Source organism: Campylobacter rectus, from assembly GCF_004803795.1.
GTDB lineage: Bacteria > Campylobacterota > Campylobacteria > Campylobacterales > Campylobacteraceae > Campylobacter_A > Campylobacter_A rectus.
This window is the reverse complement of the sequence record NZ_CP012543.1, coordinates 1040128-1051881: the sequence shown is the minus strand read 5'-3', so window position 1 is coordinate 1051881 and position 11754 is coordinate 1040128. Positions and strand designations below refer to the sequence as shown.

The following is an 11754-nucleotide window of genomic DNA, read 5'->3' as shown; positions in this document are numbered from 1 at the left end:
TACCGGTATTACGTATCGCAATGATAAAATTTAAAAGCATAAAAGAAAATCAAATAGGCAAACGAGGCAAGGCGCTAAATTTGGCGCAAGATTTCAAAGCAGGACAGGCTTTAGCGCACTTGATTTATACGAGCGATTTGGCGGCCGCAAGGAGATGAGGTGGCGTGCTTTGCGCTAGCCGATGCACTACCGTGCGGACAGATAGTATGCGGCACGCGCAAGCTGAAATTTAAACCCGCGATCGCAAAAGAGGTAAAAGCATATGCAAATGATCACCGAGAAGATAAAAAAGAAAAATAACATTTGGTACTTCGACGATTATTTTAAGTCGCTTCGCAAGAGTGAAAACGAGATAGCGGAGCCTATCAGGCAGTTTGTGCTGGATCCTAAAGGTATCTGTTTAATACAAAAGAAACCCTTCACGATGCGGTTTTGACTGAATTCAAATTTGCTATTTTAAAAAACGAAGATAGACTAACGATGAAATTTTTATCGCCTTATCGCGATAGAAATTTTAAATTTATTTTCAAAAACGTCCTAGCCATCCGCTTTAAAACGGACGATAGGGGCTTTAAAAATGACGATTTGATCATTCATCAATTTTCGTTAAAACCTAAAGGCGTCTGCGAGTATGATTTTATCTTTGCAAGCGGGCGGAGGATAAGCGTAAAATTTAAGCGGCTAGAAATCATTGAAAAATTCGTATAAGCGCGCTGTTTTGCGAGCGGACGCGGGTGAGCGCGTATTTTATGCGGCGCAGGCAAAAGCGGAGAATAAAAATCGGCAAAAGAACGAAAAAATTACGGCAACGTTTATGAAATATCTTAATATCGTTAAGTAAAATCGCGCTTTCATTAGATGATTTTATAAACGGTATGAAAACAAAAGAGGAAGCATATGGGTAATATATTCGATCTGAAAGAAGGTATGTTATTTTCAATAAAATTAAATGAGAATGCGTGGACATTGGGACAATTCTGTAATGTATTCAGATTGGAGGGCCGGCGTTATGCACAAATACGCAGTGGCTTTCTTTAATTATTTGTATGTATCGAAACAGGCACTAAAAGAAAATATGGAAACCAGATTTAAAGCAAACCCGTCATAATTCTTACTATAAACGGTAATCCCATCCGAACATATCGGCTTAATGCAATCGGCAAAAGAGCGATCAATTATATAAACGTACCGAATTTTAAAGATGATATTTCAAAATCCTTAGGTTTATACAAAGATATGTCAGAAGACTTCGACCATCTCTTAAAAGCATTCTTCAGGTTTCATCCTTGGGACGGCTTTTATAAAGAGATTATATAGATGAGGTTTTGACCGACGGCACATCGAAACGAAATGATGTGAAATACCTAAATTTCAATATCGAAGAACTTAAAAAAATAATGCCGGCACGGAGCATTAAATTACAACAGCTATTGGAAAAAGATAAAACCTGCATGCCCGAAAAATAATAAACCTGTTTGGAAACTTCAGTTTCAAAGCAGATTTATTATGATACGTTTGATTCGGTAGAATGAAGCGGTATGTAATAACCGCGTCTCGCTTAAAGCCGCCTCAAGATTATCCGACAAAAATATATTCGATGACAAGATCACAGACAGCGCCGTTTTTATCATAGCCGAAATACACCGGATACCGTCGTTACCAAGCGAGCAGCGAGCAAACTCCGAGAAGCTCAAATTTCAAATCCGCTGCGATACCGCGATATAAATTTCGCCAAATTTAGCGCGCGTTTTTCGCTCGCTCGCCGATACGAAGCACGCAAATGTCTCGCAGCAGCGGCAAAAAGGGTGCCATGCCAAGCGACATATCCGCCGCCGCAAATTTAACCCCGCTTGTAAATTTCATCGCGTTTGAATTCGGCTGCGTCTTAGCACCAACGGCATTGCCGACCTCGCACGACGGCCGATTTTAAATTTAATCGCATTTTAAATTTCGCCGTCCTTCATACGCGCGCAAGCCGTAAAGCCCAATCTCACGCTCCTAGCGCCGCCTTCACCTCATCGCTCGCCATCTCGATACTCCACGCGGGCTCCCATACGAGGTCTATCTCGCACTCTTTTACGCCATCGATGCCTAGCACCGCCGTCTCTACCCAGCCTAGTATCATCTCGTGCAGCGGGCATGAGCGCGTAGATAGCGTCATCGTGACTTTCGCCTTGCCGTTCTCGTCGCAAGTCGCGTCGTAAATGAGCCCCAAGGACACGATATCAAAACCGACCTCGGGATCGACGATATTTGAGAGCGCGGCATAGATTTTTTCTTTCATTTTTCTTCCTTTACTCCGAATTTCATAAATTTAAAAACATTTATCATATTTATCGCGACCAAAACGATGCTAACGAGCAGGCTAGCCACGCCGCAGTGCGCGAGCGATTTTATCTCCAGCCAGACGCCAAACTCATAGAGTACAAGTCCAAGAACATTAAAGCCGATACCGATATATGCGGGCTTTTTAAGGATCATCTGATCTAGCAGAGGCACCTCCCTTTTGCCCACAAAGGGCGCGACATAGTGATACCAGATGAGAAACGGCGCGATCTTGTAAAGATGAGCTGCGATAAAGGCAAATAAAAAGCCGTAAATCAGCATAAACACCGCCATATCGTATCTATCTGCGGCGACAAATGCGCAAAACAGCACGAAAGCCGCAAGCGAAAGAGCGATATTGACGTTCCAGTAGTCATACGCCTTACGAACGCGTTTTTTTAGGATATGCAGCGCTTCTGCGACAAAACAAATGATCGCCGCCCCAAAGGCAAAGTACGCGTAAATATCGCTAGAAAAGAGCAAAACGCCGGCCAAAATATAAAACCCGAAGGCAAATTTGCTAAGCGTAAATTTGAGATCGTGCGCCAAAGCAAACATCGGCAGCAGCACGGTCGCCACGCCGACGATGATGAAAAAAACAAAACCGAGCACGAAATAGACGTGAAATTTAAGCGCGAACATAAAATCCATCGGCAAAGCGCCCGAAAGTATCATCAAAAGGCAAAATCCAAGCAAAACTCCGACAAACAAAAACGCCGCCGAAGCAAGTAACATAAACGCTGCAAAACTCTTTTTGCAGCCGTTCATAAAGCTCGCCGCATAAGTCGCGGTAAAAAACAGCAGCGCGATAAAAAGCGCCATACCCCCGCCGTGCATAAAGCCCGTCTCGCCGCTGATCATCCCGTAGCCGATCGACGCCGTGCCCGCGCAGTAAAGGGCTAAATTTACCACCGCGCCCTTGATCGTCGAAAACGGCTTTTCTAAAATCACCGAAGTTAGCTGATAAAGCGCGCCGATGATGACGCTCATCACGAATCCGACGAAAAACAGGTGCAAAAATCCCGCCGTCTCAAGCCCTGCGATCGCCTCAAAATCCGCCGCGAAAAAGGCGGGAATACTCGCGATCAAAAAGCAAATGCCCGCGATAAAATAACCGCCCACTAGCTTAAAAGGCGGCGCAAAGGTGTTTAAAAGCATAACTCAGTGACAAAGGCTAGCGTCGATACCGTCGATACTCGCGCCTTGTTTTAGGCTAAAGGTCATCTTGACCGCTTCGCCCTCCAGATCCTCGCGCTCGATGTCAAATTTCGCTTCGATTTTAGGTATCAAGCCGGCGGGAAATTTATGATTTACCATCACGATTTTGGTGTTTTGGTTTGCAAATTTGATCGCCACCAGCGCGTTTATCATAGGCTCGGGCGGTACGCACGGGCGGCTGTCAAAACCGACGAAATCCACGCCGTCCTCGCTATATCTGTAAAACGGCACCGTCGCGCCCTCAGCGTTAAACCGCTTGGCGTCTTTAAAAAAATCGCTCATTTTTTATCCTTGTTTTAAATTCGCAGGATTATATTCTATTATGCGTGCCGACGTCTTGATTTTGCTTAAGGAGTTAAATTTTAAATTTAGCGGTTGCGGCGTCAAATTTGAGCGGCAAAACCGGGGCCTTGAAGATGTGGAATTTAATCAAATAAATTTTAAAAAGGGATTTTTTGACAGTCAAATTTGATAATGTAAATTCGACCCCGCAAACGGCAAATTTTATGTCTTTAAAGGCGCGCAAATCATAGCGCAGCAAACAAACCGACTCCGCCGCATGGATGCGAGCTTAATACATTTGACTGAAGGGACGCCTAGCAATACCTCTTGTAGCCTTTTTTGCAGAGCTGTTTTTTGCCCTCTTGTTTTAGGATTTCGTTTTTGCTTTCGCCGTTATAGGTCGCATTTTGATCGCTACCGCCGACTTTTTCGCCGTTTACGTAGATGTCGGCCGCGCACAACCCTGCTAAAAATACTAAGAAAATAAAAATTTGCTTCATAGACTGCTTTCGATTAAATTTAATCTCCAAAGCGCAAGCAAATCGCAGTCCAAATTTGAGGGTCGGGCGCGGGAAATTCGGCTTGTTCTTTGTGCAAAATTTAAAAACGGCGCAAGCGTTTCAAATTTGACGCCGCCCGAGTAAAACGAGAGATTTTCGTCAAATTTTAAAATCCGCGACCTAAAAATAAACAGCTTAAATTTAACGCTTGCAAAATTTGAGCAACTCTGTAAATTTAAAGTAAAGCGGCGCGACTAAATTTAAACTTTGAGCGTCAAATTTTATGAAATCAGCGCGTAAAAACTTAAATTTGCTGCCGTTTTCGCTCGTAAAATTTGGGCAAAATCTAAGTCCGTATAATTTTTTTAAAAAACAGGTTTGATTTGCCCGCTCAAATTTGACGCAAATCGCCGAATTTGAGCAAAGTAAAATTTAAATAGATTTGAGCAAAACGGCCAAAACGCAGCCCAAGCCGCTCTGCCGATCGTAAATTTAACGTAGCGAACGCGGTAAATTTACGCCCCCACCGCCGCCAAATATTACAAATAAAATTCTTAAAACCGCTCGGGGCGACATACGATTAAATTTTAAATTTACGTTTTGCCGATAGCCCGCCACGAAATGAATTTTCTCATAGCGCCTCGGTTAAAAGGCGTGCATTTTCGCTCATTGGGCGAGCAAATCCTAAATTTACACGCCGCAGCGACACAAATCGCAAAAATAAAATTTCGCAGCCGCTCGAGAGCTTACGGTTAATTTTAAATTTATACCTACCGTCATCTCTATAACGTCGCACACACCGCACTATCTGCGTAAATTTTAAAATTTCGGGCAAAACGAAGCCGCCCAACTTGCTTAAATTTATCCGATAAATTTATGCCAAACTGCGTGGATACGGCAGCAGATAATATATTTTGCGCGATTAAATTTTAAATTTATGTCCGCAGCATCGCGCAGTTAGATTTATTAAATTTATGTCCGCCCGCCACAATCGCATCCATCGAAAGATAAAATTTTAGCGGCAGTTCAAAACGCCGCACGGTTAAATTTTAAATTTATGCGCACCCTAGACCGCTGCAAAACTAGCGAAATTTTAGTGTAAAAAGTGACGCACACCCGTAAAATACATCGCCATGCCATGCTCGTTTGCCGCAGCTACGACCTCGTCGTCTCGGATGCTGCCGCCCGGCTGTATCACGGCCTTTACGCCCGCCTCGCTTGCGATATCGATGCTATCTCGGAACGGGAAAAACGCCTCGCTAGCAAGCGCGCAACCGCGTAAATCAAGCCCCATATCGCGCGCCTTGGCCACGGCCGCACGTGCGGCGTCCACGCGGCTAGTCATACCCATACCGATGGCGACTACGGCGCTGTTTTTCACATAAACGACGCAGTTGCTTTTCGTAAGCGCCGCGACCTTCCACGCGATCTCGAGGTCTTTTAGCTCGGCCTCGCTAGCCGCGCGCGCGGTTTGTAGTTTCATATTTTCTAGCTCGCTAGCTTTTACCTCGTCGCTTTGCTGATAGACAAAGCCGCCGTCAACGTGTTTGAAGTCGTATTTGTCGTTTGCGCGCTGTAAAAATTTATTGCCCTGGGTGAAAATTTTGATGCGCTTTTTGGCTTCAAATACCGCAAGCGCGTCCTCGTCCACGTTTGCGGCGATGATGACCTCGACGTAGATTTCGTTGATTTTCTCGGCCAAAGCGCGATCTAGCGTGCCGTTTATCGCCACGACGCCGCCGTATGCGCTGACAGGATCGCATTTTAGCGCTTCGACGTAGCTTTCTAGCAGATTTGATTTTACGGCAAAGCCGCAAGCGTTAGCGTGCTTGACGATGGCGACCGCAGGAGCGGCGTCAAAGCTGCTTGCTAGCGCTAAAGCGGCGTTTATATCGGTAATGTTGTTAAAACTAGCTTCGCCTTTTAGCGCGGTGAAGTTGTTGCCAAAAAAATAATCAAATTCGTATAGCGCGCCCTTTTGGTGCGGGTTTTCGCCGTAACGCGCGTCAAAAACCTTGCTGCCGGCGATAAATTTCATCTCGCCAAAGCCGTCGTTAAAGCGCTCGTTCATGTAATTTGCGATCATCGAGTCGTAGGCCGCGGTGTGCTCATAGGCTTTTATCATCAAATTTCGTCTAAAAGCGGCCTTCTCGCTCTCGTCCGCGCCACCTATGACGCGTAAAACCTCGTCGTAATCAAGCGGGCTAGTGACAATATAAACGCTAGCGAAATTTTTAGCCGCCGATCGCACCATCGCAGGGCCGCCGATGTCGATGTTTTCGATAATCTCGTCAAAATCATCTGTGCGGATAGTGGTTTGTTTAAACGGGTATAAATTTACGCAGACCAGATCGATGCCGCCGATGCCGTGCTGCGCGGCTTGGCTCACGTGGTTTGCGTCGTTTCGCTTATGCAATATCCCGCCGTGGATCTTTGGGTGCAGGGTTTTTACGCGCCCTTCAAACATCTCGGGCGAGCCCGTGTATTCGCTCACTTCGACCGCCTTTACGCCCTGCTCTTTTAGCAGTTTGTGCGTGCCGCCCGTGCTTAATATCTCAAAACCGAGTCGCTCGAGTCCTTTTGCAAACTCTACAACTCCTTCCTTATCGCTGACGCTGATTAATGCTCTCATTTTTACTCCTCTTTCTAATATATCTTAAAATTTCAAGTTCGTTTAGCTCTTCATATCGCCTTGGCGCAAAGCTTTCATCGTGCTCAAAGCCAAATTTCTCATACATTTTTATAGCTATTTCAAGCTCTTTATTTGTATAAAGATAGGTTTGATTAAAATTTTCATCGCAAAATTTAATCGCCTCTTTTAAAAGCTCATTTCCAATGCCTCGGTTTTGAAATCTCTCATCAACAACAAACCATCTAAGCAGTCCCGCTTCATGAGCCTCATCAACAGCGATACATCCAGCCAAAACGCTATCTTTTATGCAAGTAAAAAGCTCTCGTTTTCCACTTCCTAGGCTGGCTACAAATTCGGCTATATCTTTAGCTATCTTCGTTTCAAAAGCTTTGCCAAAGTTAAAATTTTTCGCATAATATTTCGCATTAAGCGAGATTATATCGCCCACACACCCGCTTGTGTAGCCTTTAGTTATTCGCACTGCTAGCCTTTATCTCCTCGTAAGCCTCATTAATCTCTTGAAGCTTTCTGGTTGAGCGCTCTATCATCTCCTCGCTCTCGCCGCGCCCCATAAGGATATCTGGATGATATTTTTTCACCAGTTCGCGGTAGCGCTTTTTTACCTCGTCAAACGGCGCGCCCTCTTTTAGCCCAAGCACGGCATACGAGCTTTTCGTGCGCATTTCATAAGGATTTCGCCGCGTCTGCCTTTGATCGTAAAATGCCTCAAACCTCGCCAGTATCGCTTCAAAAATACCCTCGTCAAGCCCAAATCCTGAGGCGATCTGCTCGATGATATTATGCTCGCTTTTGCTAAATTCGCCGTCTATGTAGGCCAAATTTAACAAAAACGATATCTTTGCAGCCGCGGCGTCTTGGCTAAGACGGAAGCGATCTTTGTACTGCCGCGCGATAAAATAGGCGTTATGCACCGTCTCTTTTTCGCGGTTATAGATCTGCTTTAGCTCCGCTCTCATCGCTGCGTCGTTACCGAGCCTTAGCGTGATATCGTCTAGCGTCTCGCTGATGAGGCGAGCCTCTAGCTCATTTACCCTGCCGTCGCTTTTGGCGACTTTTGCGAGCAGACTAACTAAAAATTTAGCCTCTTCAAACATCGCCCGTTTTTGCGAGCCGCCTAAATTTGCGGGATTTTGGCTAAAATTTGAAACCAGATAGTAAATCCCGCAAAAGATCAAAAACCAAAAGAGAAAATTCAAAATATCACCATAAATGATAAATCGTATTTTTGAGTTTGCCGCCCACTAGCTCGTTTTTACGCCACGAGCTCTCGTCGTTCATCACGTTCCAGCGGCGCTCGTCGGGGCGGTAGAACCAGTCCTTGTCGATCTGATAATAAATCTGCTTGCCGTTTGCTTCGATGATGTTTGCGATGTTGTTATCGTGGTAGCTGTTCTCGTCGTAGTCGGTAAACGCGCGCTGTCCCATCTCGGAGTAAAGAAGCGTAAGCTCCTGAAGCATCTCGTTTAGCTCGTTGTCCATCTTTTGCACGTGCAGTCCGATCTCCTCGGCCTCGCGGAAAAGTATCGGATAATCATGCGCCGGATAGTCGCTGTTTAGGCGCTCGGAGATGTTTTGGATCTTTGCCTCGTCGTTCATATGGTAGCGCAAAAGCTCGCAGCAAATCTTTAGCGAGAGCGAGCTGGCGCGGTCTACGGCGCCGAAAACCAGCGGATGGATGTAGTTGTATAGCGATTTATACGGGTTTTCGTCGTTGTCTTTTTCGTGCATTTTCCACAGCTTTATGACGCGGTTTAGCTCGTCCATCGACACGCTAACGCGCTCGTTGCCGTTATCTATCGGGCTCATCGCGTGCTTTAGCGAGGTATCGACGGCTGTTAGATACGCTAGCGGACCCATCACGATCTCGTTTGCGCCAAGCGCCATCATAGTCGCGGCAGACGCGCAGTTAGCCGGGATGAGCGCGGTGATGTTTTTGCAGTAGTTTCGCAGAGTACTGATGATACGAAGCGCTGCGATACCGCTTCCGCCGTCGCTTTTGATAAACAAAAACGCGTTTTCTATCTTTTTGCCCTTTAAAATTTCATACATCGCGCTCGCGTCATTGCCGCAGACGCTGCCCGCGTTTGAGTTGTAGTATGTGATGAGCGTGCCGCCCAGTTTGGCCTCGACCGCCTTTAGTACCTGCTGAGTCTCGCTAAATAGCACCGGCGGCTTAGCTACGCTTTTTTGATCCATTCCTCTGCCCTCCTTTTGCGGCTGTTCTTCTTCTTTGTTGTTTAAAAAGTCCTTCCAAGACATCTACTTTCCTTTCAAATTCGTGTTAAATTTTACTTTTACGGTCGCTTGCAAGCTCGGCAAGATAGCAGATCATCATCGCGAGCTGCTTAAATTTGATCAAATTTGACGCCAAAGCGCGCCGATAAATATCGCCGAGGCAAGCTAAATTTAGCAAACGTCAAATTTACGCCGCTCAAATTTAGTCCGGCTAAACCTGCCGCGCCAAAATTGGGCGTCAAATTTTAGTCCTCTTGGCGGATGATTGCGGCAAATTTATTAAAATAAACCTCGCTCACGTCGCTTAGCTTTTCCTCGATATCGTTTAGCTTAAATTTATCTCCGCCCACGCTACCGATTTTTTCAAATTTGACGCCGTGTTTTGCGGCTAGAGATTCAAATTTAGCCTCGTCTTTTACGCCGACGATCGCGCGCGAAAAGCTCTCGTCAAAGATGAAACTCGGCTTTTTAACGTCAAATTTACACTCCGCGCCAAGCCCGCTTAGGCACGCCATTTTTGCTAGCGTTATGGCTACGCCGCCCACGCCTACGCTGTTTGCAAACTCTAGCGCGCCCGATTTATTTGCCTCGATGACCAAATCCCACAGCGCGCGCTCTTTTTTGTAGTCCACCGCGCACAGCTCGCCGCCCACCGCGTCAAATAGCGCCTTAGCGTAAAGCGACGCGGCAAATTCGCCCTTCGTCTCGCCAAGCACGTATATCGCCGTGCCGGCGCGCGTAAAGACGCTGGACAAATTCGCATTTGCGTCCTCATTCACGCCCACCGTCACGATCGCGGGCGTCGGATAGACGCTCACGCCCTCGGTGTCGTTATATAGGCTCACGTTGCCGCTGACGACGGGCGTATTTAGCTCGCGGCAAGCCTCTTTGATACCCTCGCAACCCTGCGCGAACTGCCACATAACCTCGGGATTTTGCGGATTGCCGTAGTTTAGGCAGTCGGTGATAGCTAGAGGCGTCGCTCCGCTCATAGCGACCTTTCGTCCGGCCGCCGCGACCGCTCTAGCCGCGCCGTTTTTAGGATCGACGAAATTAGCCCGCGGATCGCACTGCGCCGCCATCGCGATCGCCCTGCCCGTTTCTTTCACGCGGATAACCGCAGCTCCGAGGAGTCCGGGCTGCTTGATGGTGTTTGTTTGGATATTTGCATCGTATTGATCGTAGATTAGCGACTTGTTTAGCACCTCAGGCTCGCTAAGCAGCTTCCAAAACGCGGTTTTATTATCCGCGTTCCCCGGGATTTGTAAATTTTTGATTTCGTCTAGGTATTTTGGGCGCGCTGTCGGTCGGTCAAGCACCGGAGAGGCCTCGCTAAGCGGCGCTATGGGTATCTCGCCCGCTAGCTCGCCGTGCCAATAAAGCTCCATCACGCCGCTACTTGTCACCTCGCCGATGATTTCGGCGTCTAGATCCCATTTTTTAAATATCTCGAGTATCTTTTGCTCGCAGCCCTTTTTTGCGCAAATGAGCATACGCTCCTGAGATTCGCTCAGCATTAGCTCGTATGGCGTCATGCCCGTCTCGCGCATAGGCACGCGGTCTAGATACATCTTCATACCGCTACCGCTGCGTCCGGCCATCTCAAAGCTACTAGACGTTAGCCCCGCCGCGCCCATGTCCTGGATACCTACGACGTAGTCAGTTTTAAATAGCTCCAAGCACGCCTCCATCAGCAGCTTTTCGGCAAACGGATCGCCCACCTGCACGGTCGGACGCAGAGATTTGTTCGCGTCGTTAAAGCTATCACTCGCCATCACGGCACCCCCGAGCCCGTCGCGGCCGGTCTTTGAGCCGACGTAGATCACGGGGTTGCCGATGCCTTCGGCCCTTCCGTAAAATATCTCGTCGCTCTTACAAAGCCCGAGCGCAAATGCATTTACAAGGATGTTACCGTTAAAGCCAGGATCAAACGTCGTCTCGCCGCCGATAGTAGGTATGCCCATGCAGTTGCCGTAGTGAGCGATGCCCGCGACCGCGCCTTTTAGCAGATAGCGCTGTTTTTTCGCATTTTCGCTCTCGCCGCGCACCTCGCCGAATCGCAGCGAGTTCATATTCGCCACGACTCGCGCGCCCATCGTAAATACGTCGCGCAGTATCCCGCCCACGCCCGTCGCCGCACCCTGAAAAGGCTCGATGAAGCTCGGGTGGTTGTGGCTCTCCATCTTAAACACCGCTGCGACGCCGCCTCCGACGTCGATGACGCCCGCGTTCTCGCCCGGGCCCTGGATCACCCACGGCGCCTTGGTCGGGAAGCCGTTTAGGTACTTTTTACTCGACTTGTAGCTGCAGTGCTCGCTCCACATCGCAGAAAATATCCCAAGCTCGAGCAAATTTGGCTCTCTACCTAGGATCTTTAAGATCTCCTCATACTCTTGATCGCTGATTTTGTGCGCTTTTACGGTAGCTTTGTCCATTTTTAGCCTTTAAAAATTTTGTTGATTTTACTTAAATTCGCATAAAAAGTTGATAAACCAAAAGGCAATCAAAAAACGAGAAATTTGACTTAGTCGCCAGAATTTA

At 47.3% G+C, this 11754-nt stretch carries 14 protein-coding genes; 3 read left to right on the top strand and 11 right to left on the bottom strand.

Annotated elements, in window-relative coordinates:
- The first annotated feature begins 20 nt into the window (after positions 1 to 20).
- The 3 genes from CRECT_RS05005 to CRECT_RS12545 all read left to right on the top strand — a co-directional run bounded on the left by CRECT_RS05005 (position 21) and on the right by CRECT_RS12545 (position 708).
- Entirely contained in the window at positions 21 to 158 is a 138-nt protein-coding gene (locus tag CRECT_RS05005) for a hypothetical protein (protein WP_004320289.1), read from the top strand.
- A gap of 1 nt (position 159) precedes the next feature.
- Positions 160 to 300, top strand: coding sequence for a hypothetical protein (locus tag CRECT_RS05000; RefSeq protein WP_004320350.1), 141 nt, complete (start codon positions 160 to 162; stop codon positions 298 to 300).
- A gap of 132 nt (positions 301 to 432) precedes the next feature.
- A complete protein-coding gene (locus CRECT_RS12545; protein WP_004320276.1) occupies positions 433 to 708 on the top strand; it encodes a hypothetical protein in 276 nt (91 codons plus the stop codon).
- A 1029-nt stretch (positions 709 to 1737) separates the two neighbouring features.
- Here CRECT_RS12545 and CRECT_RS12955 read toward each other — a convergent pair.
- From CRECT_RS12955 to purL, 11 genes are all read right to left on the bottom strand, one after another.
- Positions 1738 to 1863, bottom strand: coding sequence for a hypothetical protein (locus tag CRECT_RS12955; protein ID WP_004320262.1), 126 nt, complete (start codon positions 1861 to 1863; stop codon positions 1738 to 1740).
- 127 nt (positions 1864 to 1990) lie between these two features.
- On the bottom strand, positions 1991 to 2284 hold the full coding sequence (locus CRECT_RS04990; RefSeq protein WP_004320315.1) for a metal-sulfur cluster assembly factor: 294 nt from the start codon (positions 2282 to 2284) through the stop codon (positions 1991 to 1993).
- Positions 2281 to 3483, bottom strand: a complete 1203-nt coding sequence (locus CRECT_RS04985) for a hypothetical protein (protein ID WP_004320291.1) — start codon at positions 3481 to 3483, stop codon at positions 2281 to 2283. Before CRECT_RS04985 ends, CRECT_RS04990 begins: the two co-directional genes overlap by 4 nt.
- Before the next feature lie 3 nt (positions 3484 to 3486).
- Positions 3487 to 3825: a hypothetical protein gene (locus CRECT_RS04980; protein WP_004320313.1), complete on the bottom strand. Its 339-nt coding sequence runs from the start codon at positions 3823 to 3825 to the stop codon at positions 3487 to 3489.
- 314 nt (positions 3826 to 4139) lie between these two features.
- Positions 4140 to 4325 carry a hypothetical protein gene (locus CRECT_RS04975; RefSeq protein WP_004320334.1) on the bottom strand — a complete coding sequence of 62 codons (186 nt, stop codon included), beginning with the start codon at positions 4323 to 4325 and terminating at the stop codon, positions 4140 to 4142.
- Between the two features lie 1093 nt (positions 4326 to 5418).
- Positions 5419 to 6957: a bifunctional phosphoribosylaminoimidazolecarboxamide formyltransferase/IMP cyclohydrolase gene (gene purH, locus CRECT_RS04970; protein ID WP_004320297.1), complete on the bottom strand. Its 1539-nt coding sequence runs from the start codon at positions 6955 to 6957 to the stop codon at positions 5419 to 5421.
- A complete protein-coding gene (locus CRECT_RS04965) occupies positions 6929 to 7438 on the bottom strand; it encodes a GNAT family N-acetyltransferase (protein WP_050771506.1) in 510 nt (169 codons plus the stop codon). The genes purH and CRECT_RS04965 overlap by 29 nt, the downstream gene beginning before the upstream one ends.
- Positions 7425 to 8174 (bottom strand): TerB family tellurite resistance protein, encoded by a 750-nt coding sequence (locus tag CRECT_RS04960; RefSeq protein ID WP_004320301.1) that lies wholly within the window; start codon positions 8172 to 8174, stop codon positions 7425 to 7427. The genes CRECT_RS04965 and CRECT_RS04960 overlap by 14 nt, the downstream gene beginning before the upstream one ends.
- A gap of 4 nt (positions 8175 to 8178) precedes the next feature.
- Complete coding sequence (locus CRECT_RS04955) at positions 8179 to 9237, bottom strand: SDH family Clp fold serine proteinase (protein WP_004320299.1); 1059 nt, start codon at positions 9235 to 9237, stop codon at positions 8179 to 8181.
- Positions 9238 to 9323: 86 nt separating this feature from the next.
- On the bottom strand, positions 9324 to 9455 hold the full coding sequence (locus tag CRECT_RS12950; protein WP_257792189.1) for a hypothetical protein: 132 nt from the start codon (positions 9453 to 9455) through the stop codon (positions 9324 to 9326).
- Between the two features lie 3 nt (positions 9456 to 9458).
- Positions 9459 to 11648, bottom strand: a complete 2190-nt coding sequence (gene purL / locus CRECT_RS04950) for a phosphoribosylformylglycinamidine synthase subunit PurL (protein ID WP_004320296.1) — start codon at positions 11646 to 11648, stop codon at positions 9459 to 9461.
- Positions 11649 to 11754 lie beyond the last annotated feature (106 nt).